18 protein-coding genes are annotated in these 23,856 nt (G+C 72.3%); 10 read left to right on the top strand and 8 right to left on the bottom strand.

The genetic code is table 11. From position 1 onward, the window contains the following. The first annotated feature begins 289 nt into the window (after positions 1-289). From ACIRO3_RS21520 to ACIRO3_RS21510, 3 genes are all read left to right on the top strand, one after another. The gene (locus ACIRO3_RS21520) at positions 290-781 is read left to right on the top strand and encodes a cysteine dioxygenase (RefSeq protein ID WP_404139100.1); all 492 of its coding nucleotides are present in this window, start codon (positions 290-292) and stop codon (positions 779-781) included. An 81-nt stretch (positions 782-862) separates the two neighbouring features. Beyond that, a complete protein-coding gene (gene cofD, locus ACIRO3_RS21515; RefSeq protein WP_361779866.1) occupies positions 863-1,822 on the top strand; it encodes a 2-phospho-L-lactate transferase in 960 nt (319 codons plus the stop codon). Further along, positions 1,819-3,114: a coenzyme F420-0:L-glutamate ligase gene (locus ACIRO3_RS21510; protein ID WP_361779869.1), complete on the top strand. Its 1,296-nt coding sequence runs from the start codon at positions 1,819-1,821 to the stop codon at positions 3,112-3,114. Before cofD ends, ACIRO3_RS21510 begins: the two co-directional genes overlap by 4 nt. A gap of 96 nt (positions 3,115-3,210) precedes the next feature. Here the strand turns inward: ACIRO3_RS21510 and ACIRO3_RS21505 are convergent, their stop codons facing one another. Both ACIRO3_RS21505 and ACIRO3_RS21500 read right to left on the bottom strand, forming a co-directional pair. Beyond that, positions 3,211-4,212: a DNA-3-methyladenine glycosylase family protein gene (locus ACIRO3_RS21505; RefSeq protein ID WP_404139026.1), complete on the bottom strand. Its 1,002-nt coding sequence runs from the start codon at positions 4,210-4,212 to the stop codon at positions 3,211-3,213. A 344-nt stretch (positions 4,213-4,556) separates the two neighbouring features. Continuing rightward, positions 4,557-5,975, bottom strand: coding sequence for a peptidoglycan recognition protein (locus ACIRO3_RS21500; protein ID WP_404139024.1), 1,419 nt, complete (start codon positions 5,973-5,975; stop codon positions 4,557-4,559). Between the two features lie 138 nt (positions 5,976-6,113). On the opposite strand from ACIRO3_RS21500, the gene ACIRO3_RS21495 reads away from it, so the two are divergent. The 4 genes from ACIRO3_RS21495 to ACIRO3_RS21480 all read left to right on the top strand — a co-directional run bounded on the left by ACIRO3_RS21495 (position 6,114) and on the right by ACIRO3_RS21480 (position 12,123). Beyond that, positions 6,114-6,863 carry a TIGR03089 family protein gene (locus ACIRO3_RS21495; RefSeq protein WP_404139021.1) on the top strand — a complete coding sequence of 250 codons (750 nt, stop codon included), beginning with the start codon at positions 6,114-6,116 and terminating at the stop codon, positions 6,861-6,863. 263 nt (positions 6,864-7,126) lie between these two features. Continuing rightward, positions 7,127-8,341, top strand: a complete 1,215-nt coding sequence (locus ACIRO3_RS21490; RefSeq protein WP_404139018.1) for an LCP family protein — start codon at positions 7,127-7,129, stop codon at positions 8,339-8,341. A gap of 222 nt (positions 8,342-8,563) precedes the next feature. Continuing rightward, entirely contained in the window at positions 8,564-10,303 is a 1,740-nt protein-coding gene (locus ACIRO3_RS21485; protein WP_404139015.1) for an LCP family protein, read from the top strand. Positions 10,304-10,431: 128 nt separating this feature from the next. After that, positions 10,432-12,123, top strand: a complete 1,692-nt coding sequence (locus ACIRO3_RS21480) for an LCP family protein (RefSeq protein ID WP_404139012.1) — start codon at positions 10,432-10,434, stop codon at positions 12,121-12,123. A gap of 97 nt (positions 12,124-12,220) precedes the next feature. Here the strand turns inward: ACIRO3_RS21480 and ACIRO3_RS21475 are convergent, their stop codons facing one another. Then, the gene (locus ACIRO3_RS21475) at positions 12,221-13,261 is read right to left on the bottom strand and encodes a glycosyltransferase family 2 protein (protein ID WP_361779889.1); all 1,041 of its coding nucleotides are present in this window, start codon (positions 13,259-13,261) and stop codon (positions 12,221-12,223) included. 334 nt (positions 13,262-13,595) lie between these two features. On the opposite strand from ACIRO3_RS21475, the gene ACIRO3_RS21470 reads away from it, so the two are divergent. Then, the gene (locus tag ACIRO3_RS21470) at positions 13,596-14,987 is read left to right on the top strand and encodes an LCP family protein (protein WP_404139009.1); all 1,392 of its coding nucleotides are present in this window, start codon (positions 13,596-13,598) and stop codon (positions 14,985-14,987) included. Between the two features lie 89 nt (positions 14,988-15,076). Here ACIRO3_RS21470 and ACIRO3_RS21465 read toward each other — a convergent pair whose 3' ends face one another. Then, positions 15,077-15,637, bottom strand: coding sequence for an acyl-CoA thioesterase (locus ACIRO3_RS21465; RefSeq protein ID WP_404139006.1), 561 nt, complete (start codon positions 15,635-15,637; stop codon positions 15,077-15,079). A gap of 106 nt (positions 15,638-15,743) precedes the next feature. On the opposite strand from ACIRO3_RS21465, the gene ACIRO3_RS21460 reads away from it, so the two are divergent. Beyond that, on the top strand, positions 15,744-17,093 hold the full coding sequence (locus ACIRO3_RS21460) for an LCP family protein (RefSeq protein ID WP_404139004.1): 1,350 nt from the start codon (positions 15,744-15,746) through the stop codon (positions 17,091-17,093). A gap of 70 nt (positions 17,094-17,163) precedes the next feature. Here the strand turns inward: ACIRO3_RS21460 and ACIRO3_RS21455 are convergent, their stop codons facing one another. The 3 genes from ACIRO3_RS21455 to ACIRO3_RS21445 all read right to left on the bottom strand — a co-directional run bounded on the left by ACIRO3_RS21455 (position 17,164) and on the right by ACIRO3_RS21445 (position 20,865). After that, on the bottom strand, positions 17,164-17,970 hold the full coding sequence (locus tag ACIRO3_RS21455; protein WP_361779901.1) for a polyprenol monophosphomannose synthase: 807 nt from the start codon (positions 17,968-17,970) through the stop codon (positions 17,164-17,166). Positions 17,971-18,117: 147 nt separating this feature from the next. Continuing rightward, positions 18,118-19,200, bottom strand: coding sequence for an NDP-sugar synthase (locus ACIRO3_RS21450; protein WP_365999951.1), 1,083 nt, complete (start codon positions 19,198-19,200; stop codon positions 18,118-18,120). Between the two features lie 492 nt (positions 19,201-19,692). Next, positions 19,693-20,865 (bottom strand): acyl-CoA dehydrogenase family protein, encoded by a 1,173-nt coding sequence (locus tag ACIRO3_RS21445; protein WP_031147482.1) that lies wholly within the window; start codon positions 20,863-20,865, stop codon positions 19,693-19,695. Between the two features lie 238 nt (positions 20,866-21,103). Here ACIRO3_RS21445 and ACIRO3_RS21440 point away from each other — a divergent pair, with 238 nt between their 5' ends. Beyond that, the gene (locus tag ACIRO3_RS21440) at positions 21,104-22,444 is read left to right on the top strand and encodes a UDP-glucose/GDP-mannose dehydrogenase family protein (protein WP_361779908.1); all 1,341 of its coding nucleotides are present in this window, start codon (positions 21,104-21,106) and stop codon (positions 22,442-22,444) included. Positions 22,445-22,507: 63 nt separating this feature from the next. On the opposite strand, the gene ACIRO3_RS21435 is transcribed toward ACIRO3_RS21440, so the two are convergent. Then, the gene (locus ACIRO3_RS21435) at positions 22,508-23,587 is read right to left on the bottom strand and encodes a membrane dipeptidase (protein ID WP_404138999.1); all 1,080 of its coding nucleotides are present in this window, start codon (positions 23,585-23,587) and stop codon (positions 22,508-22,510) included. Between the last annotated feature and the right edge of the window lie 269 nt (positions 23,588-23,856).

The following is a 23,856-nucleotide window of genomic DNA, read 5'->3' as shown; positions in this document are numbered from 1 at the left end:
TGAGTTGACAGTCCGACCCTTCGCCGGTTCTCCTTGTATGCATGTCAGCGCCCGCAGCCGCCACCTGGACCCCCATTCGTGGGTTCCTGCGCGCTGCCCAGGTTCGCTGTTGCTGTTGCAGCTGTTGATGTTCCCGGAGCCACGGCTCCCCCGAGCACCGGCTCCCCACAGCGACCGCCAGCACGACTGACATCCGTCGAGGACTCCCCCGATGAACAGCACCACCGCCCCGCACCCCACCGCCGCGGCCCCCACCGCTCCCGCCGTCGCGGTGACCGAGGTCGAGCCCATGGTCGAGAGCGATCTCCAGATCGCCGGCGACATCCTCTCCGTCCAGCACCTCCTCCAGCCGGCCCGCGAACACCCGACCACCGTCGCCGAGTTCGTGGGCCTCGCCCGCTCCGTCGCCGAGAACCGCGCGGAGTGGGAGCACCTGGTCCAGTACGACGCCACCACCCGCTGGTACCACCGCCTGCGCACCGGCCCCGGCTACGAGGTGTGGCTGCTCAGCTGGGTCCCCGGACAGGGCAGCGGCCGGCACGACCACGGCGCCTCATCCGGCGTGCTGACCGTCCTGGACGGCGAGCTCACCGAACACGCCCCGCGCGGCCCGCTGACGCTGCGCGCCGGCTCCCAGCGCGTCTTCGCCCCCGGCTACGACCACGAGGTCGTCAACGACACCCTCGACGGGGCGGTCAGCCTGCACGTCTACTTCCCCGGCCTCACCGAGATGCCGATGCACAGCTGCTCCCCGGCCAGGCCGCAGGCCCTCTCCGTCTGATCCGTCGGACGCCTGACCCGTCCCGCCCGTCACCCGACCACCGCCCCTCAAGGGACGGCCTGCGGCTGACAGACTGTCCGCATGCGCATTGTTGTTCTGGCCGGCGGCATCGGCGGCGCCCGTTTCCTCCGCGGACTCAAGTCGGCGGTTCCCGAGGCGGAGATCACGGTCATCGGCAACACCGGTGACGACATTCACCTGTTCGGGCTGAAGGTGTGCCCCGATCTGGACACCGTGATGTACACCCTCGGCGGTGGCATCAACGAGGACCAGGGTTGGGGGCGCACCGACGAGTCCTTCACCGTCAAGGAGGAACTCGCGGCGTACGGGGTCGGACCCACCTGGTTCGGCCTCGGCGACCGCGACTTCGCGACCCACATCGTCCGTACCCAGATGATCGGTGCGGGCTACCCGCTCAGCGCCGTCACCGAGGCCCTCTGCGACCGCTGGCAGCCCGGCGTCCGACTGCTCCCCATGTCCGACGACCGGGTCGAGACCCACGTCGCCATCACCGAGCCCGGCTCCGGCGAACGCCGCGTCATCCACTTCCAGGAGTACTGGGTCAAGATGCGTGCCGCGGTGGACGCCGAGGCCGTCGTACCCGTGGGCGCCGAACAGGCCAAGCCCGCGCCCGGGGTGCTGGAGGCCATCGCCGCCGCCGACGTCATCGTCTTCCCGCCGTCCAACCCGGTGGTCTCCGTGGGGACCATCCTCGCCGTGCCCGGCATCCGGGAGGCGGTGGCCGCCGCCTCGGCCCCGGTCGTGGGCCTCTCCCCCATCGTCGGGGGCGCCCCGGTGCGCGGCATGGCCGACAAGGTGCTGGCCGCGGTGGGCGTCGAGTCGACCGCGGCGGCCGTCGCCCTGCACTACGGCACCGGTCTGCTCGACGGCTGGTTGGTGGACACCGCCGACGCGGCGGCCGTCGCCGAGGTCGAGGCCGCCGGGATCGCCTGCCGCGCGGTGCCGCTGATGATGACCGACCTCGACGCCACCGCGGCGATGGCCCGGGCGGCGTTGGAGCTGGCGGAGGCCTCCCGGTGACCGTTCCCTCGTACGAGGTGCGCGCTGTCCCCGGGATTCCCGAGGTCGCCCCGGGCGACGACCTGGCCGCGTTGATCGCGGCCGCCGAACCGGGGCTGCGCGACGGGGACGTCCTGCTCGTCACCTCCAAGATCGTGTCCAAGGCGGAGGGCCGGATCGTCCGGGCCGATTCCCGCGAGGACGCCATCGACGCGGAGACCGTGCGCGTGGTCGCCCGCCGGGGCGCCCTGCGGATCGTCGAGAACCGTCACGGACTGGTCATGGCGGCCGCCGGGGTGGACGCCTCGAACACCGCCCCCGGCACGGTGCTGCTGCTCCCCGAGGATCCGGACGCCTCGGCGGCCGCGATCCGTGAGGGACTGCGGGCCGCGCTCTCGGTGGACGTCGGCGTGATCGTGACGGACACCTTCGGCCGGCCCTGGCGCGCCGGGCTCACCGACGTGGCGATCGGCTCGGCCGGCGTGCGCGTCCTGGACGACCTGCGGGGCGGCGAGGACGGACACGGGAACCCGCTGAGCGCGACGATAGTGGCCACGGCGGACGAGCTGGCCGCGGCCGGCGACCTGGTCAAGGGCAAGGCCTCGGGCCTCCCGGTGGCCCTGGTACGCGGACTGTCGCACGTGCTCGGCGAAGGGTCCTCGGCGGCCGACCTGGTGCGCGCGCCCGCCGACGACATGTTCCGGCTGGGGACCTCCGAGGCGGTACGGGAAGCCGTGACGCAGCGGCGCACCGTACGGGCCTTCACGGACGAGCCGGTGGATCCGGGGGCGGTCCGCCGGGCGGTGGCCGCGGCCGTCACCGCCCCGGCCCCGCACCACACGACGCCGTGGCGGTTCGTGCTGCTGGAGTCCGCCGCGGCGCGGCTGGAACTCCTGGACGCGATGCGGGACGCGTGGATCGACGACCTGCGCCGGGACGGCAAGTCCGAGGAGTCCGTGGCGAAACGGGTGCGGCGCGGTGACGTGCTGCGCAACGCCCCCTACCTGGTCGTGCCGTGCCTGGTCATGGACGGGGCCCACGACTACGGGCACGCGCGCCGGGACGCGGCGGAGCGGGAGATGTTCGTGGTCGCCATGGGCGCGGGCGTCCAGAACTTCCTGGTCGCGCTGGCCGGGGAACGGCTGGGCTCGGCGTGGGTGTCCTCGACCATGTTCTGCCGGGACGTGGTGCGCAAGGTACTGGCGCTCCCGCAGGACTGGGACCCGATGGGGGCGGTGGCCGTGGGCCACGCCGCCGCGGCTCCCGCGCAGCGGCCGGCGCGGTCGGCGTCCGCGTTCGTCGAGGTGCGCTGAGACGGCGCCGGGTCCGGAGCCGAGGGGGTCGCGGGGGAACCGCGGCCCCTTCGCCGTACCCCGGGAGCGCCTCGACGGCCGGCCGGGTACGACGTGTCAGAGAAGGCCGATGTCCGTGCGCGGCATCTTCGGCGTGCGACGGGGCGGGGTGCGGCCGGCCAGCAGGATGAGGCGGGCCGCGCGGTGGCGCTGGCCCTCGTACGGGGCGAGCAGCTCCAGCATGGCCGCGTCGTCGGCGTCCCGGTCCCCGGCGAGGGCGTACCCGACGATGCCCGGCAGGTGGAGGTCCCCGGTGGTGACCGCGTCGGCGGCGCCGTTGCTGCGCTGGAGGGTCTCGGCGGAGGTCCACGGCCCGATGCCGGGAACGGCCTCCAGCCGTCGGGTCGCCGCGACGAGGTCCATGGCGACGGCCTCCTCCAGCCGGTTCGCGACCCGGGCGGCGCGGACGATGGTGGCGGAACGCTTCGAGTCGACGCCGGCCGTGTGCCAGTCCCAGGACGGGATCATGGCCCAGCCGCGGGCCGTCGGCATCACGTACAGGTCCGGGCGCGGGCCGGGCGCGGGCTCGCCGTGCCGGCGGACCAGCCGCCGCCAGGCCCGGTAGGCCTCGTCGGCGGTGACCTTCTGCTCCAGGACGGTGGGGATCAGCGACTCCAGGACCAGCCCGGTCCGGGTCAGGCGCAGACCCGGACGGCGGCGGTGACTGGCGTGCACGAGCCGGTGCCGGGGCACGAAGGCGGCGGGGTCGTCGGCCGCGCCGAGGAACTCGGGCAACCGGTCGAGGATCCAGTCGGCGCCCGGACCCCAGGCCTCGGCGCCGACCTTGCCGTCGGCGCCGGCGACACGCAGGGTGGCGGGCCCCTCGGGGGTCCGGCTGGTCTTCCACACCGAGCCGTCGGGGCTGGTGCGGAAGGTGGGGTCGGCGGGGCCGCGTCTGAGGGGGCCGAGGGTCAGGCCCAGGTCCACGGGGCCCTCGGGGGCCCAGACCCGGCTCCGTGCGCCGGTCCCCTCTCCCGGGGTGGGGGCCCTGCCCGCGGGCACGTCGGTGCGGCCGCCGCGGATCGCGGTGCGGGTGAGGGGGTCGAAGCGGCCGGCCATGTCTTTGAGCGTAGCCGGGTGGGGGGTGGTGCGGGGTGGGGCCGGGGGCGGGGAGTTCTCGGGTCCTGCCCCTGGCCTTGCCCCTGGATTGCCCCCGGGGTGGGGGTCGGCCGGGGCCGGGTGGCGCCGTGGCGCGGTGCGGCCCCGGCTGCGCCGGGCTTTTCGGGGCTCCGCCCCGGACCCCGCGCCTCAAACGCCGGCGAGGCTGGATTTGGCCCGGGCCCGGTGGGGCCGACCGCCGACAGGGCTGGATTTGGCCCCGCCCCGGTGGGACGGAACGCCGGCGAGGCTGGATATGCCCGTGTGGGACGGAGCGCCGGTGGGGCTGGATGTGGCCCGGGGGGTCAGCGGCCCTGGAGTTTGGCTGCCGAGGTGCGGGCCGGGGGGAGTTTGCCGTAGAGGAGGCGGCCCGGGCATTCCGTGGCGAAGCCGTCGCGGTGGCCCGAGATGACGTTCAGTCTCACGTTGCGGCCCTTGGCGTACAGGTTGCCGCCGCCCGACTTCAGGGTGGCTTTCGCCCGCGGGTCCGCCCCGAAGAGGCCCAGCTTCCAGGCCGTGAGCCGGGCGACCGCGTTGACCGCGGCGGCCGGTGGGGTCGTGGAGGAGTACGAGCCGATCACGGCGATGCCCATGCTGTCCGTGTTGAAGCCCATGGTGTGCGCCCCGAGCACCGGCTTGGCGACGCCGCCCGCCCGGCCCTCGTAGACGGTGCCGCACTTGTCGACGGCGAAGTTGTAGCCGATGTCGCGCCAGCCGCTGCTGACCACGTGGTAGCGGTACAGGCTGCGCAGCACCGCCGGGGCGTCCTTGCAGGCGTAGTTGTTGCCGGAGGCACTGTGGTGGACGAACGCGGCCTTGACGGTGTTGGTGTAGACGAAGCCCCTCTCGCGCAGGCCCTCGTCCGCGCCCCAGCCCTTGCGGGTGACGATGCGGGGGCGCGGTCCGATGTACGGGCGCCCCGCGGCGGCGAGGGACTCGTCGGCCAGGACGGCGTCCGCGGTGGAGTCGGCCTTGTTGAGTTCGGTGATCTCGTTGGCGCCGATCGGGGCGAGCGGGACGTTGGCGGAGGAGGACTCCGCCATCTCCATGGTCATGCCGGGGAGGAGGACGGGTTCGCCCTTGTGGTCGCCCTCGGGGTCGTCTTCCGGGTCGTCCGTCGGGCCGGCGTTCTTCCCGTCGACGGCCACCGGCGCCACCTCGGCGCCCGGGTCGACGAGTTCGATCCGCATCCCGGACGGGAGGCGGGAGGGGGCGCGGGTGGTGCCCGTCTCCGCCTGGACGCGGACCTCGACGCCGTCGGACTCGCCGACCCACAGCGGGGCGGTGCTGCCGCGCACGCGGCCGGAGCCGCGTTCCACGGCGTCGGGGTCGGCGGCGTGTTCGCTGTTGTGGGTCTCGACGTCCTGCCAGTCGGACCAGGCGGACGTCTTCACGGAACGGGTGCGGACCTGGACCCGGCCGAGGAGTTGGGTGCCGGCGTCGTCCCAGACGACGCCGACCAGCGAGAACGTCTTGACCTCCCGAGCGGTCAGACCCCGCGCCTCGGGGAGGCGCGGCGAGGTGCTCATGCCGGGGGTGCCGGTGGTGCGGTCCGCCGTCGGTCCGAGCGGGACGAGCCGCAGTGACTGGGTGGACCCCGCGGGGTTCACGGGGGCGACCGCCCCGGCGGAGGGGGTGGCCAGGGCGGGAGTGGGGAGCGCGAGCGGCATGGCCAGCGCGGCGGCCGTCGCGACGCCGATCGAGGAAGCAAGGAATGCACGCATGAAAAGATGCTGGGCACAGCCACCGCCGGGCGCCATCGGAGAACTGACGATCCGTCCGATGCGGGCGTGCCGTCCCTCCCCCGTACGGGGGAGTCCGCCGCCGCCGTACGGACGAGGGCGCCGCGTACCCTGTGCCGGGTGAACGCCACTGACCGCACCCCTGCCGACCTGCTGCGATCCGCGCTCGCCGCCGATCCGGGCCGCCCGCTCGTCACCTTCTACGACGACGCCACGGGCGAGCGCGTCGAATTGTCCGTCGCCACCTTCGCCAATTGGGTGGCCAAGACCGCCAATCTGCTCCAGGGCGACCTGGGCGCCGAACCGGGCGACCGGCTCGCGCTGCTGCTTCCCGCGCACTGGCAGGGCGCCGTCTGGCTGCTGGCCTGCGCCTCCGTCGGGGTGGTAGCCGAGGTGGGCGGGGATCCGGCCGCTGCCGACCTCGTCGTGACCGGTCCCGACACGCTGGAGCAGGCCTCGGCGTGCGGCGGCGAGCGGGTCGCGCTCGCGCTGCGGCCGCTGGGCGGCCGGTTCCCGCAGCCGCCCGCCGGATTCGCGGACTACGCGGTGGAGGTTCCGGGACAGGGCGACCGGTTCGCCCCGTTCCAGCCCGTGGACGCCGAGGGCCCGGGGCTGGTGGTGGGCGGCGAGGAGCTCTCGTACGCGGCCCTGGTCGCGCGCGCCCGCGAGGACGCGGCGAGGCTCGGCCTCGGCGAGGGCTCCCGGGTGCTGTCGGGCCTGGGTCACGACACCTGGGAGGGACTGTCGGCCGGTCTCTTCGCGCCGCTGGCCTCGGGCGGGTCCGTGGTGCTGTGCCGGAACCTGGACCGGCTGTCCGCGGACGGGCTGGCGCAGCGGGTGGAGAGCGAGCGGGTCACCCACACCGTCTGAGTCCCCACCGCGCGGGTCCGTAGGCGCGAGTCCGTAGGCCCGGGTGCGCAGGCCGGGTCCGGCGGCGGTCCGTCGGCCCGGGCCCGTCGGCTCGGGTCGGCCCCCTCACCTGCGGCGCACCGTGACCACATCGGGCGATTTGTCACCCGTACGGCCCTTGACGAGGGGCCGCCCCCGGGCCGCGTCGACGACTCGGGGGCAGGATCGGCACAGGCCGCTTCCACCCGTGCGGCCTCCCGGTACGGCGAGGGGACGGAACGCCAGTGACGGACAGCGCAGGCATACCGGGCGGCACCGACGCGGCCGGGGGGCCCCGCAGGCCCCCGCACGGCCGCAGGCGCCGACTGCTGCGCCGGGCCGCGCTGGGGGCGGCGCTGCTGGTGCTCGCGGGGGCGGGGACCGGCTGGTGGCTCTACAACAAGCTCGACGGGAACATCACCGAGGACACCTCCGCCGCCGCCGAGCTGGAGCGGTACGAGCGGGAGCGTCCGACGCACCTCGCGAACGGTTCCCAGAACATCCTGCTGATCGGCTCGGACTCGCGCTCCGGCAAGGAGAACGCGCGGTACGGGCAGGACCGGGGCACCCAGCGCTCGGACACCGTGATCCTGCTGCACCTGCCGGCCGACCGGAAGAGCGCCGCGGCGGTCTCGATCCCCCGGGACCTGATGACGGACGTGCCGAGTTGCCTCAAGGCGGACGGGCAGCGCACCCGCGAACAGCTCGCCCAGTTCAACTGGGCCTTCGAGTGGGGCGGGGCCGCCTGCACGATCCGTACGGTCGAGAAGCTCACCGGGATCCGGGTCGACCACCACATGGTGGTGGACTTCAACGGCTTCAAGCAGATGGTGAACGCCGTCGGCGGGGTGGAGGTCTGCCTCGGGCGCCCGGTCGACGACACGGAGGCCAAGCTGAGGCTGCCGGCCGGCCGGCACCTGCTCCAGGGTGAGCAGGCCCTCGGCTTCGTGCGGGCCCGGCACAGCCTGGGCAACGGCAGCGACACCGACCGGATGGAGCGGCAGCAGCAGTTCCTCGGTTCGCTCGTGAACAAGGTGCAGAGCAACGGCGTGCTGCTGAATCCGACGCGGCTCTACCCGCTGCTGGACGCGGCGACCTCCTCGGTGACCACCGACCCGGGGCTGGCCTCGCTGCGGGGACTGTACGAACTCGTCCGGGGCGTAAGGAACATACCGACCGAGCACATAATTTTCCTCACTGTTCCTCGCCGACCGTATCCCTCCAACCCGAACCGTGACGAACTGGCACAGCCCGACGCCACCCGGCTGTTCGGACAACTGCGCGCGGACGAGCCCCTGAAGGTGACTCCCCCGCCGCCGGTGGAGGAGCGGGAGCGCAACGAGCGGACCTCGCACGCCGAAACGGCGTCCCCCGATCCCAGTCCCAGCGCAACCGCCACGGGCCCCTCACCCGCCCCCACCTTCACCGGAACCACGGCGGACTCCGCCGACTGCCGGTAAAGCAATCCAAAAGGCCGGTGTCGAACCGGACAAGTTGGGGGGTTTGGGGCGTTATGGGGGGAGTGGATTTTGTCACCAGCATGGTTTGCGCTTGACCTGGCCGGATAGGGTGAGCGATCCGGTGCACCGGCCAGCAAAGAGGCCTTGCACCAGCAGCCGGACGTTGACCGTGCGCCTTGGGGGAGGCGCATCGCGAGGCACCGACGGAGGATTCGAGCAACCGTGGATGCGCAAAGCCGTGGGCGGGCAGACGAGATCGACCCCGCAGACCAGTGGGTTCTCAACCCTCGCACCGGCAACTACGAACTGCGACTGGGCGATTCCGGTGCGCAGCAACAGAAGCCGTCCGTCGCCACCCCCCGTAGATCCCGTACGACCCGCCCCGCCCCCCCGGGGACCGGCACCCCCGCGACGCCCGGGGTCCCGGGGCCGCGACGGGGCGACGGGCCGCCCGGCGGCCGGCGCGGCGGGCGTTCCCGCAAGGCCGGCGGCAGGGGCCCGAGCAAGCGCAAGAAGCGGCTCGCGATCACCGGCGGCACGCTGGCGTTCCTGCTGCTCGGCGGCTCGCTGGCGGGGTACCTCTACTACCAGCACCTGAACGGCAACATCAACGTCATCAACACCCCCGGCGCGAGTTCGGGCACCTTCAGCAAGGGCCGCGCGATCAACATCCTGGTCATCGGCACCGACAAGCGCAGTGGCGCGGGCAACGAGGGCTACGGGGACTCCGGGAGCGTCGGGCACGCCGACACCACGATCCTCTTCCACGTGTCGAAGGACCGTTCCAACGCGACCGCGTTGTCCATCCCGCGCGACCTGATCACCGACATCCCGGCCTGCAGTTCGCAACAGTCGGACGGTTCGGTCAAGCAGGTGCCCGCCGAGAAGGGCACCCGCTTCAACACCAGCCTGGGGCAGTCGGGCCGGGACCCGGGCTGCACGATGAGCACGGTCAAGAACCTGACCGGCATCCCGGTCGACCACTTCATGATGGTCGACTTCAACGCCGTGAAGAATCTGAGCACGGCCGTCGGCGGCGTTCCGGTCTGCGTGGAGAAGGACGTCAACGACAAGGACTCCAAGCTCAACCTCAAGGCGGGCGAACACCGGTTGCAGGGCGAGCAGGCGCTGGCCTTCGTGCGGACCCGGCACGCCTTCGGCAACGAGAGCGACCTGGACCGGATCCAGACGCAGCAGCAGTTCCTCAGCTCGATGATGCGCGAGATGAAGTCCAAGGAGACGCTGACCAGCCCGAAGAAGTTCTTCTCCCTCGCGGAGGCGGCCACCAAGTCGCTGAGCGTGGACCAGGGCATCGGTGGCATCAAGCAACTCACCTCCCTGGCGGGTGAGTTGAAGGACATCGATCTGAAGAACATCACCTTCACCACCTTGCCGGTGCTCGACAACCCGGCCGAGCCGGCGAACCGCAAGGCGACGGTCGTCCTCAACGACTCACTGGCCAAACCGCTGTTGGAGATGATCCGGGGGGACGTCTCGCTCACGGAGGTCAAGGCGGCGAAGGCGGCGGCCGAGAAGGAGGCCAAGACCAAGGAGGACGCCCAGCTCCAGGGCGCCCGCTCGCCCGCCGGGGACGTCCGGGTGGACGTCTTCAACGGTGGCGGCCCCTCCGGCTCCGCGCAGACCACGCTGAACTGGCTGCAGAACAGCAAGGGCGTGAACAAGGCCGCCAACCGGGGCAACGCGCCGGTGAAGGTGGCCACCACCCAGTTGGAGTACGCCCCCGACCAGGCCGACCAGGCACGGGCGTTGGCGGACATGATGGGGCTGTCGGCCTCGGCGCTGAAGGTGGGCACGGCGAACGCCGGGGACAAGACCCCGATGAAGCTCACGCTCGGTTCGGACTTCAAGGAAGCGGGGACCCCGTTGACCGCGGCCGCTCCCCAGAAGGCGCCCGAGGGTCTCCAGCGGGTGGAGGCCGACAAGGCCGTCTGCGCCAAGTAGGACACGAGGCACTCCGGCGAACGGCCGTCACCGGCGGCCGTTCGCCGACACACCGCCGCACGACGGGCGGTGGTGGCCGGCGGAGCCGGCACCACACTGACCAGCAGTGATCTTTAGGGGGGGTACACGTGGGGCACAGCAGCGTGCGTGGGGAGGGTGCGCCCGACCAGGCCGTCGGCGGCATACCCGGCGATTCGGGAGCCTCGGGCGGCAGCGTGCCCCCGCCCCGGTCCGGCTCGGGCGGTTCCCGGGGCCCGGGCCACCGGGCCCCCGCTCGGCGCCGCAGACGGCGCGTGCTGTTCTGGGTGGCCGCGGTCCTGGCGTTCCTGATCCTCGCGGTCGCCGCGGCCGGCTACCTGTACTACCGCCACCTCGACGGCAACATCCGCAGCGGCCAGCGGCTGAGCGGCGAGAGCGGCGTGGAGCGGTCCGAGGCCAACGCCGACGGGCAACGCCCGCTGAACATCCTGCTCCTGGGCTCCGACAGCCGGAACAAGCCGGAGAACCTCGAACTCGGCGGCCACCACAAGAGCGTAGGCGCTCCCCCGCTGGCCGACGTGCAGATGCTCCTGCACGTGTCGGCCGACCGCCAGAACGCCTCGGTGGTCAGCGTCCCGCGCGACACCCGGGTGGACATACCCGAGTGCACGGATCCCAAGACCGGCGAGAAGTTCAAGAAGACCAAGGCGATGATCAACGAGACCCTCGGGCGCGGGGGCCCCGGCTGCACCCTCGCCACCTGGGAGAAGCTGACCAACATCTACATCGACCACTGGATGACGATCGACTTCTCCGGTGTGGTGCAGATGGCCGACGCGATAGGCGGCGTCGAGGTCTGCGTGAAGGACAACGTCTGGGACCGGCCCCTGCCCACCGCCGAGGGCGGCTCAGGCCTCAAGCTCAAGGCCGGCAAGACCAAGGTCAAGGGCGAGCAGGCGCTCCAGTGGCTGCGCACCCGGCACGCTTTCAGCAGCGACCTCGGCCGGGCGCAGGCCCAGCACATGTACATGAACTCGATGATGCGCGAGCTGAAGGGGCAGAACGCGTTCACCGACGTCGGTCGCATCACGTCGCTGGCCGAGGCGGCGACCAAGGCGCTGGAGGTCTCCGAGGAGATCGGCTCGGTCAAGAAGCTGTACTCCCTGGCGATGCAGCTCAAGAACGTCCCGACCAACCGCATCACGATGACCACGATGCCCACGTTGCAGGACCCGCTGGACGTCGACCGGCTGGTCGTGAACCCGACGGACGCCGACAAGCTGTGGACGATGGTCCGCAAGGACGTGGCCTTCGACAAGAACGGCGCCCCGCAGGCCCCCGGGGGCGCGCAGCCGTCCGCGCCCGCGTCGGGACAACCGGCGTCGCCTTCGTCCCCGCCGGGTCAGGGGCCCTCGAAGGCTCCGGTGACCGCGCCCGACAAGGTCAACGTGCACGTGGTCAACGGCACGGGCGCCGGCATGCCGCTGGTCAACGGGCGGGCCGGCGCCGTCGCGCAGGCGCTGGTGGGCAAGGGCTTCACCGCCGCCAAGGCGGCCTCCGGGCTCACCCCGGAGAAGACCACCGTGATCCGCTACCCGAGTGCGGACCTGGCGGACGAGGCGCAGGGCGTCGCGGCCGCGCTGGGCGTCCCGAACACGGCGCTGCAGCTGTCGGCCGAGGTGTCCCGGATCACCGTGATCGTGGGCGCCGACTGGCGCGAGGGCGTCGTGTACCCGCGGCAGGCGCCGCCGGAGGCCGGGGCGGTCCCAGAATCGGCCGAGGCGATCAACGGCTCGGACAGCGATGCCTGCATGGACGTGTACAAGCCCTACCGCTGGTAGAACCGGCCCGCACCGATCACGCGGGGCACACGAAAGGGGTGGCCCGGTCCGCGAAGGACCGGGCCACCCCTTTCGTGTTCGGTTCGGCCGGTTCGGCTCAGACCTCCGTGGTGTCCCGCCGCACGGACGGGCGGCGGGACGCGATGACCTTGTTCGCGAGCGCCCGCGGGCTGGTCAGGAAGCCGAAGCCCCAGCACATGTGCATGGTGGCGAGGGCGACGGGGATCTGTGCGCGGGCCTTGAGCGGGAGTCCCTTGCCGGCGGGGACGGAGCCCGCGGCGATCGCGGCGAGGTAGCCCGCCGGGACCACGAGGGCCCAGGGGGTGACGGCCACGCCGGCGACGACGCCGGCCGCGATCGCGCAGACGGCGGTCGGCGGGGCGAGGTAGCGCAGGTTGATGGAGCCCGAGTGGTAGCGGGCCACGACGTGGCGCCAGCGCCCGTAGTCCTTGTACTGCTTGGCGAGGGCCCGTACGGAGGGCCTCGGCCGGTACTGGACCTTCAGCTCGGGCGAGAACCAGATGAGTCCGCCGGCCTCGCGGATGCGGAAGTTCAGCTCCCAGTCCTGGGCGCGGATGAACTCCTCGTTGTACCCGCCCTGCTGCTCCAGGGCCTCCCGGCGGAAGACGCCCAGGTAGACGGTCTCGGCCGGGCCGGCCTCGCCGCCGGTGTGGAAGGCCGCGTTCCCGACGCCGATCTTCGAGGTCATCGCGGCGGCGACGGCGTCTTCCCAGGCGTTCTCGCCCTCGGCGTGCATGATGCCGCCGACGTTCTGCGCGCCGGTCTCCTCCAAGAGGCGGACCGCGGTGGCGATGTAGTTCGGGGAGAGCATGCCGTGGCCGTCGACGCGCACCACGATGGGGTGGCGCGAGGCCTTGATGGCGGCGTTGAGGGCGGCGGGGGTGCGGCCGGTGGGGTTCGGGACGGTGTGTACGCGCGCTCGGGGATGGGCGGCGGTCTCGCGTACGAGCTCGGCGGCGATCTCGTCGGTGCGGTCCGTGGACGGCCCGAGCGCGATCACCACCTCCATCTCGCCTGCGTACTCCTGTCCGAGGATGTGGCGGACGGAGTCGCGCAGATGGCGCTCCTCGTTGAGCACCGGCATGATCACCGAGACTGCGGGCTGCTGGGCGGGCATGTGGTCCTTCACGGTCGGGTATCGGTGTCACGTTACCGCGTACGGGGGAACCGGGTGCGCGGCGGACGGGCGGTACGGACAGATGCTGATCGTATGGGCCTACTGTTCTGACGATCTGCCAAATCGGTCGTCATCCCCATCTGGCTGACTTTTCGCAACAGAAGCCCCAGCCGCCCCAGCCGTTCCGGTCGTCCCGGTCGTCCCCGCGGAGGTGTCCCCCGTGCCCCAGCCGCACCGTCCCACCCGTCCCGCCAGGCCACGGCAGTCGCAGCGCACATCGCGTCGTGGTGGCGGTGGTCCGGCGCGCCGGCGGGGGGACGGGCCCCGGTGGGGCGTGCGGTTCGCGGCCGGGATGTCGATCGTCGTACTGGGCTCCGGGGCGGTGGGGCACGCCGTGATGACGGGCCTGGACACCGGGATCGAACGGGTCGACCCGTTCAAGGACATGAAGAACCGCCCCCGGGCCGGGCACGGGCTGAACGTCCTGCTGGTCGGCACGGACGGCCGCGAGAAGATCACCCCGGAGGAGAAGCGGGAGTACCGCCTGGGGGGCGCGCCCTGCCACTGCACCGACACGATCATGCTGGTCCACCTGTCCGCCGACCGGGAACGCGCCAGCGTGATCAGCCTCCCCCGGGACAGCTACGCGGAGGTCCCCGCCCACCGGGACCTGACCACCGGCAAGGCCCACAAGGCGCACGGGGTGAAGCTCAACGCGGCCTACGCGGAGGGCGGCCCCAACCTGACCGTCCGCACCGTCGAGAACATGACCCGGGTGAAGATCGACCACTATCTGGAGGTCGACTTCACCAGCTTCATGCGGACCGTCGACGCGATGGGCGGCGTGGAGATCTGCACGGCCAAGACCATGCGCGACGCCAACACCGGCCTGGACCTGCCGCCCGGCACGCACCGGCTGACCGGCGGCCAGGCCTTGCAGTACGTGCGCGCGCGCCACGTGGACGGGGCCTCCGACCTGGGCAGGATGCAGCGCCAGCAGCGGTTCGTCGCCGCGCTGATCAAGCAGGCCACCGGCGGCGGAGTACTGCTGAACCCGGTGAAGTTCAAGGAGGTCAGCTCGACCCTGCTGGGCTCGGTCCGGGCCGACGAGGGCTTCGGCTCGGAGCAGATGCTGGCCCTGGGACAGGCGATGCGTGACTTCACCCCCTCGTCCTCGGAGTTCGCCTCGGTGCCGGTCGGCGACCCCTCGTACAGCGTCAAGGGCATCGGCTCGACCGTGAAGTGGGACGAGGCGAAGGCGGCGAAGCTCTTCGAGTCGGTCCGCAAGGACCGGCCGCTCCAGCCCGTCCGACCGGGCGGCCGCCCCGCCCGGCAGCCTGCGGTGGCGGTGGACGTGCCGCCCGCGCAGATCCGGGTCCAGGTGGAGAACGGGACCCGGATCGACGGACTCGGCGGGCGGGTGGACGAGGGCCTGCGGGCCACCGGCTTCGACACCACCCGGGCCCCGGGCAACGGCGCCAGCCGGGAGGTCAAGCGCACGATCGTCTCGTACGACCCCCGCTGGGACCGCTCGGCCCGCACCGTGTCGACCGCGCTGCCCGGAAGCGAGCTGCGGGCCGTCGCCGGGCAGGGCCGGACGGTGGTGGTGATCGCCGGCGCGGACTACAGGAAGGTGGTGCCGGTCCGGGCGCAGGACCCGTACCAGGACGGAGCGACGGCGGTGGTCACCGGCGACCAGGTGGTGTGCGCGAAGCAGGGGCAGTAGCGCCGGGGGCGGGCGCCGGGCCGCCTGGCCTCCGGGCTCGGGTCACGCCCGGGAGTGCAGCCGGGAACGCACCCGGGCGGTGGCGGACGTCACTCGTCGAGGCCCTCGGCGGAGCGGCGGGCACGCAGCTCGGTGATGGCCTGGCGCCGGGCCAGGCGGTGGGTGCGCCGGATCTGCGCCTCCTGGTAGCGGCGCTCGTCCTGTTCCGTCTCCGCGATGACCGGCGGGACGGTGCGGGGCTTGCCCTCGGCGTCGACGGCCGCGAAGACCAGGTAGGCGCTGCCCACCTGGGTGGCGGGCGTGGACTCGTTCCACCGCTCCGCGAGGACCCGTACGCCGATCTCCATCGAGGAGCGGCCGGTCCAGTTGCACTGGGCCCGGACGTGGACCAGGTCCCCGACGCGGACCGGTGCGAGGAAGGCCATCTCGTCCATGGAGGCGGTCACGGCGGGCCCGCCCGAGTGCCGGCCGGCCACGGCGCCCGCGGCGTCGTCCACCAGTTTCATGATCACGCCGCCGTGCACCGTGCCGAGCAGGTTGGTGTCGTTCGCGGTCATGATGTGGCTCAGGGTGGTCCGGGAGGCCGATGTGGGCTTTCCCTCAGGATCGCCGGCCGTATCGCCCGCCGTCTCGCCCGCTGTGTCTGTCATATGGACACCTTAAAGCGGTATCGGAAGCATCAGCTCTGCAACAGCACCGGAACGAAGTGCGCCCCGGGCTGTCGGGTGACACGCCGGGGCGTGCATCCTTGTGCGCATGAATGACTGGCCAGAAGGGCGGACCGGAGACCGCGACGACCGCGGTCGCCGGGACGACGGGTACGGACGCGGCAGCGCTCAGGCGCAACCGGAAGGTCCGCAGCGGATGCGGCACATCCAGCGGCAGCAGCCCGCTCGGCCCCAGGTTCCGCCGCCCGCGCGGCGCCCCGGCACTCCCCCTCCGCCGGCGCAGTCCCCCGGATACGGGGTGCCCCCGCAGGCACAGGACCCGGACGGGTACGGCTACGACAGCGGCTACAACACCGGCCAGGTCTACGGGTCGCCCGCCGGCACCCCCGCCGGCCCCGGCGGCGGCGACGGTCGCCCCCCGGCCGGCCCCGGCCGCCCGGGCCGCTCCCCCGGCCCGGCGCCGAACCGCGCCCGCCAGATCAAGATCGGCGCGATCGTGCTGGTGTCCGCGCTGGCGGTGACCGGCATCGGCACCTACTTCTGGGCCGACTCCAAGGTGCGCCGCGAGGTCGACCTGTCCAAGGTCATCGAGCGCCCGAAGGAGGGCGACTGCACGACGTACCTCATCGTCGGGTCCGACAGCCGCGAGGGCATGTCCGCCGAGGAGAAGAAGAAGCTCCACACGGGATCCGCCGAGGGCAAGCGCACGGACTCGATGATGATCCTCGCGAAGTGCTCCAGCGGGAACACGATGGTCTCCCTGCCGCGCGACTCGGACGTGGAGATCCCCTCCTTCGTCGGCTCGCAGTCCGGCAAGACGTTCAAGGGCCAGGGCCGGCGGGTCAAGCTCAACGCCGCCTACGCCGAGGACGGACCGGAACTGCTGGTGCGCACCGTGGAGTTCAACACCGGTCTGCGCATCGACCACTACGCGGAGATCGGCTTCGCCGGCTTCGCGAACATCGTGGACGCGCTGGGCGGCGTGGAGCTCGACATCGAGAAGGGCTTCAAGGACGAGAAGTCCGGGGCCGACTTCAAGGCGGGCAAGCAGACCCTCAACGGCGAGCAGTCGCTGGCCTTCGTCCGTACCCGGTACGCGTTCGCCGAGTCGGACCTGCAACGGACGAAGAACCAGCAGAAGTTCCTGTCCTCGCTGGCGAGCCAGGCCGCCACTCCCAGCACCGTCCTCAACCCCTTCCAGCTGTACCCGGTGATGGGCGCCGGACTGGACACGCTGATCGTGGACAAGGACATGTCCCTGTGGGACATGGGCCGGATGTTCTTCGCGATGAAGGGCGTGAGCGGCGGCGAGGGCGTGTCGATGAACATGCCGATCTCCGGGCAGCGCGGCGGCAACCTGGTCTGGGACAAGGCCAAGGTGCGGCAGCTCGTCCAGCAGATCCAGAAGGACGAGAAGGTCACCGTCCAGTCGCGCTAGGCGGCGGGGGTCCGGGAACGGGCGGGCGGGGCCGGGGGACTTCGGCCCCGGCTCCCGGCCCCGCTACTCGCTACTCGCCCGAACGGGCGCGGAGCTTCCACGGCATGGCGATGGACTCCAATTGGACGGCGAGGCTCATCTTCGATTCGCCGATGGTGCGGTCTTCGAAGTGGATCGGGACCTCCACCACCTGGAACCCGCGACGCAAGGCCTGGAACTTCATCTCGACCTGGAAGCTGTAGCCGGCGCTGTCGATCGACGCGAGGTCGATCGCCTTCAGCGCGTCGGCGCTCCACAGGTTGAAGCCGCCCGTGATGTCGCGGACGCGGGTGCCCAGGATGGTGCTCGCGTACGCGTTGGCCCAGCGGGACAGCAGCTTGCGGTGCGCACCCCAGGCGTCGGAGAGGCTCCCGCCGGGGACGTACCGGCTGCCGACGACCAGACCGGCGCCGGTGGAGCGGGCCACGCCCAGCAACTCGGCGATCTTGGCGGCCGGGTGGGACCCGTCGGCGTCCATCTGGAGCACGTACGCGGCGCCCTCCTCGACGGCCCGGGCCATGCCGGCGGCGTAGGCGCGGCCGAGGCCGTCCTTCGCGGTGCGGTGCAGGACCGACATGCGCGGCTTGCCCTCGTCGGTGAGGAAGCCCTCCGTCAGCTCGTCGGCGATCCTCCCGGTGCCGTCGGGCGACGAGTCGTCGACGACCAGCAGCCGCAGGCCCGGCTGGTCGAGGCCCATCAGCAGCTCGACCATGCCCGGCAGGTTGCCCGCCTCGTTGTAGGTGGGCATCACCACGGTGAGGGGCGTCCGCGCCCAGGTGTCGGGAAGGCGCGTGGCCGCGGCGTCGGCCGCGCGGGAGGTCTGCTGCTCGGCCGTCACTGGGTTTGCCTCACCGGGGGTTGTCTGACTGGGGTGTCTGACCGCGGTTGCCTGACCGGGTTGTCTGACTGGGTTCTCTGACCGGAGTTGTCCGACCGGAGTTGTCCGACCGGGGTTGTCCGACCGGGGATGTCGCCCCGCCGTCGGTCAACGGTCGGAGGAGAAACGGACGGAGGCGGAGGGCAGTTTCGCCTCGCACCACACCCGCGCTCCGGCACGGAGTTCGTTGTCGGCCCCGACGACCGCGCCGTCCCCGATGACCGCGCCGTCCAGCACCGTGCGCGGACCCACCGAGGCGCCGGCGCCGATCAGGCTGGAACTCACGTGCGTGTCCGAACCGATGACCGCGCCGTCCATCAGGATGGAGCCGTGGACGACCGCACCCGACGCGACACGGGCGCCGGCCCCGACGACCGTACCGCCCGACAGTTTGGCCCCCTCGGCCACCTGGGCGCCCGGCAGGACGAGGAACTCGCCGCGGGGGCCGGGCACGGCCGGGGAGGAGACCACGCCGCGGACGAGGTCGGCGGAGGCCTGGACGAAGGACTCGGGCTTGCCGAGGTCCAGCCAGTACGTGTCCTCGGTGACGCCGTGGAGCTTGGCCCCGGAGGTCAGCAGCCCGGGGAAGGTCTCGCGCTCGACGGACACCGCGCGACCGTCCGGAATGGAGTCGATGACGCTGCGGCGGAAGACGTAGCAACCGGCGTTGATCTGGTCGGTGATGATCTCTTCGGGGGTTTCCGGCTTCTCGGTGAACGCCAGCACCCGCCCGTCGGGGTCGGTGGGCACCAGGCCGAAGGCGCGGGGGTCCTCGACCCGCACGAGGTGCAGGGTGACGTCGGCGTCGGCCTCGCGGTGCGAGTCGACGAGGCCGGCGATGTCCAGACCGGTGAGGATGTCGCCGTTGAAGACGAGGACGGAGGTGTCCGGGCCGCCGGTGAGGCGGCGGGCGGCGTTGCGGATGGCGCCGCCGGTGCCCAGGGGCTCGTCCTCGACGACGTATTCGAGGCTGACGCCGAAGGCCGATCCGTCGCCGAAGTAGGGCTCGAACACCTCGGCGAGGTAGCAGGTGGCCATCACGATGTGGGTGACACCGGCGGCGGCGGCCCTGGCTATCTGGTGGGCGAGGAACGGGACGCCCGCGGCCGGCACCATCGGTTTGGGGGTATTCACCGTCACGGGGCGCAGACGCGTCCCCTGCCCGCCAACAAGCAGGATCGCTTCCGTCATTGTGTCTCCCCAACCGATTCGGGCGTACGAGGGCACAAATTTAGCCCATCGGTGGGCCCGCGAAGGCCGGAGACGGCAGGTGGGGCCGCCTGCGGCTCGATGTCGCGCACGGGGCGGGTCGCGCGCCGTGACGATGCGCGGGACCTGGTGGGTTCTCCTGCGGATCCGAGCGCCCCGCGGCACGTCTCACTCCGGCGCCACGCAGGGCCGATGCCGGCCTGACGTCGGCCGGATCGGGCACCCCGGGGAGAGTGGCTTCCCCGGGATGCGCCCCGGGATGTTCCCCGGCCTGGAAGAGCGGGGGCGGGAGAAGAGCAGAAGAGGGCGCCGGACACGCCGTGATGTACGCCCACGGCGCGGTGCCCCAACGGGACACCGTGCAACTTGATTCCGCTCAGGCCGGCAAGGCCGACCACCTGCTCTGAGCGCGGGCGCCGCGACGGCTCCCGGCGCGGGCGCGCCGGGAGCCGTCGTGGGATGCCGCGGTGGCCGTTACGGCAGGTTGCGCGCCATCACGATGCGCTGGACCTGGTTCGTGCCTTCGTAAATCTGCGTGATCTTCGCGTCGCGCATCATGCGCTCCACCGGGTAGTCACGGGTGTAGCCGTAACCGCCGAGGAGCTGGACGGCGTCGGTCGTGACCTCCATGGCCACGTCGGAGGCGAAGCACTTGGCCGCGGCGCCGAAGAACGTCAGGTCCTCGTGGGGGCCTCCGCCGGAGACGCGCTCGGAGCGGGCGGCCGCCGAGTACGTCAGCTGGCGGGCGGCCTCGATCTTCATCGCCATGTCCGCGAGCATGAACTGCACGCCCTGGAAGTCGCCGATCGGCTTGCCGAACTGCTTGCGCTCCTGGACGTAGCCCTTGGCGTAGTCCAGGGCGCCCTGCGCGATGCCGAGCGCCTGGGCGGCGATCGTGATGCGGGTGTGGTCGAGGGTCTTCATCGCGGTGGCGAATCCGGTGCCCTCGGCGCCGATCATGCGGTCGGCCGGGATGCGGACGTTGTCGAGGTAGACCTCGCGCGTCGGGGAGCCCTTGATGCCGAGCTTCTTCTCCGGGGCGCCGAAGGACACGCCCTCGTCGCCCTTCTCGACGACGAAGGCGCTGATGCCCTTGGAGCGCTTCTCCGGGTCGGTGACGGCCATGACCGTGTAGTACTCGGAGACGCCCGCGTTGGTGATCCACCGCTTCACGCCGTTGAGCACCCAGAAGTCACCGTCGCGCACGGCGCGGGTCTTCATGCCGGCGGCGTCGGATCCCGCGTCGGGCTCGGAGAGGGCGTACGAGAACATCGCGTCGCCCTTGGCCAGCGGGCCGAGGTACTTGGCCTTGAGCTCCTCGGAACCGGAGAGGATCACCGGGAGCGAGCCGAGCTTGTTCACGGCCGGGATGAGGGAGGAGGACGCGCAGACGCGGGCCACTTCCTCGATCACGATCACGGTGGCGAGCGCGTCCGCGCCGGCGCCGCCGTAGGTCTCGGGGACGTGGACGGCGTGCAGGTCGCTGGCGACCAGGGCGTCGAGGGCCTCCTGCGGGAAGCGGGACTCCTCGTCGACCGCCGCCGCGAACGGCAGGATCTTCGCCTCGGCGAGCGAGCGGACCGACTCGCGGAGCATGTCGTGCTCCTCGGCCGGGCGGTACAGGTCGAAGTCGGCAGAACCCGCCAAGATCTCTCACTCCCCAAGGTGATGCGTGACGCATCAGTGATGCTAACTACCGTTAAGTAACCCAAATCTTAGTGTCCGGGGTCCCGGCAGCGATATGTAACGCGTACGTGAGCTGCGTGACAGCGCGCCGCGGCCGCCGGCTGCGCGCCGCACGGGGCGCGGCTCCCCGGGAACGTCCCCGTCCGCGCGCCGGCCTATGCTCGGTGGCCGCAAACGCCCGCCACACCTGGAGCAACGCATGCCCCTCAAGATCACTGTGATCGGCACCGGCTACCTCGGCGCCACGCATGCCGCCGCGATGGCCGAGCTGGGCTTCGAGGTACTCGGGCTGGACGTGGTCCCTGAGAAGATCGAGATGCTGGCCTCGGGCCGCGTCCCCATGTATGAGCCCGGCCTGGAGGAACTGCTGGCCTCGCACGTGGAGGGGCTGCCGGGCTCGACGGGGCGGCTGCGTTTCACCACCTCCTGGGAGGAGGTCGGCGCGTTCGGCGACGTCCACTTCGTGTGCGTGAACACCCCGCAGAAGCACGGCGAGTACGCCTGCGACATGAGCTACGTGGACTCCGCGATGGACTCCCTGGCCCCGCACCTGACCCGGCCGGCCCTGGTGGTCGGCAAGTCCACCGTCCCGGTCGGCTCGGCCGAGCGGCTCGCGGCCCGGATCGCCGCCCTCGCCCCGGCGGGCGACGACGTCGAGCTGGCCTGGAACCCCGAGTTCCTGCGCGAGGGCTTCGCCGTCGGGGACACCCTGCACCCGGACCGCATCGTCATCGGCGTACAGGGCGAGCGCGCCGAGAAGCTGCTGCGCGAGGTGTACGCGACGCCCATGGCGGAGGGCACTCCGCTGGTGGTGACCGACTTCCCGACGGCCGAGCTGGTCAAGACGGCCGCGAACTCCTTCCTCGCGACGAAGATCTCCTTCATCAACGCGATGGCGGAGGTGTGCGAGGCGGCCGGCGGTGACGTGGTCAAGCTGGCGGAGGCCATCGGTTACGACGAGCGGATCGGCTCGAAGTTCCTGCGCGCGGGCATCGGCTTCGGCGGCGGCTGCCTGCCCAAGGACATCCGGGCCTTCATGGCCCGTGCGGGTGAGCTCGGCGCGGACCAGGCCCTGACCTTCCTGCGGGAGGTCGACTCCATCAACATGCGCCGGCGCGGCCACATGGTCGAGCTGGCCCGGGACGCGGTGGGCGGTTCGTTCCTCGGCAAGCGGGTCGCGGTGCTGGGTGCCACGTTCAAGCCGGACTCCGACGACGTGCGCGACTCGCCGGCGCTGAACGTGGCCGGGCAGATCCACCTCCAGGGTGGCCAGGTCACCGTGTACGACCCCAAGGGCATGGACAACGCCCGCCGCGTCTTCCCCACGCTGGGCTACGCGGACTCCGCGCTCGCGGCGGCCCGGGGCGCGGAGGTCGTGCTGCACCTCACCGAGTGGCGCGAGTTCCGTGACCTCGACCCGGCGGCGCTCGGCGAGGTCGTCACCGACCGGCTGGTCCTGGACGGCCGCAACGCGCTGGACCCCGAGCGCTGGCGCGCCGCCGGCTGGACCTACCGCGCCATGGGCCGCCCCCGGGCCTGACCGGCCACCCGGCAGGATCCGGAAGAGGTCGTCCAGTGCCGTGACACGGTGAACCTTTGCGGCCTAGGCGTTCCTGCGGTGCTGTGCGGCGCGGGAGGTGAACTCCGCGTCGCGCAGCACCCTTTGCGCGTTGCCCCAGGTCAGCAGGGACAGGTCGGTCTCCGTCCAGCCCCGGTCGAGGAGTTCGGCGATCAGCCTGGGGTACCCCGAGGGGTCCGTCAGCCCGGCCGGCCGGGGGTTGCCGGGCTCGGCGCCGAAGGTGGCGCCCAGTCCGACGCCGTGCGGGCCCGCGAGCGCCCGTACGTGGTCCACGTGGTCGGCCACCGCGTGCAGGGAGTCCCCGGTCCGGGCCGTGTCGAAGGTGACCATGGCCAGGCCGTTGGCCGCGCGCAGCGCGAGGAGCACTTCGTCGCCCACGTTGTCCGGGTGCGGGTTGAGCGTCGCGGCGGCCGTGTGGGAGACGATGACGGGTGCCTTGGAGGCGGCCGTGAGTTGGCGGGCCACCGCCGGCGGGCAGCCGGTCAGGTCCACCAGCATCGCCAGCCGGTTCATCTCCCGGACCACCTCGTGGCCGAAGGCGGTGAGTTCCCCGCGGGCCCAGGGCGCTCCCGCCGGCGCGAGGATCCGTACGCCCAGCGCGTGGAAGGCGCGTAGGGTACCGAGGCCGTCGGTCACCGCGCGTCCCGGGACGGGGCCCAGGTACGAGGCGATCCGGCCCCGGTTGCGGGCGTCGACCATGTCGTCGGCGGTCAGTGCGAGGCTCAGGCCGTCGGGGTAGCGGCGCAGCAGCGCCAGGGCGACGTCGATCTGTTCCAGGGTGTCGGACACCACCCGGTCGGGGCTTTCGGGTTCGCCCGGGGTCAGCAGCGACCAGAACTGGGCGCCCACTCCCCCGGCGCGCAGCCGCGGGATGTCGGTGTCGACGCCCGCGTCCGGGGTCTCGATGTCGTGGTGCGGGCTCTGCCGCAGGGTCCAGACGAGGGTGTTGTACCCGTCCGCGACGGGGTGCACGGCCAGCAGCGAGGCGGCCCGGTCGAGGGAGCCCGCCACCCTCGCGGGGGCGGGCGGGTCCTCGGCTCCGACGAACCCGGGGCCCGCCGGGGCCACGACGCTCGCGTGGTGTTCGTCCTGCAGGTCGGCCATGGCGTGCGCTCCGGTCTCGGCGGCAGCGGGGAGGGAAGCGGGCTTCCGTGGCCACGGTGACATGCGGGACGCGCGGGTTCGCGGCGGGTGTGGCGTTCGGGTGTCGCCCCGGAGCACGCCCGAACACGGCGCCCGGACACCGCGCCCGGACACCGCGCCCGCTCGGGCGGGCCGTCGCCCCCAGGGTCTGTCTTTCGGATCAGGCCGGATCAGGGAGCGGGGCCTGGTGCGTGCGATCGCAAGGCGGAGGAGGGAGTCAACGCGGAGCG

The sequence above is a fragment of the Streptomyces sp. NPDC102278 genome, assembly GCF_044766345.1.
Taxonomy (GTDB): domain Bacteria; phylum Actinomycetota; class Actinomycetes; order Streptomycetales; family Streptomycetaceae; genus Streptomyces.
This window is presented reverse-complemented; position numbering and strand designations above follow the sequence as displayed.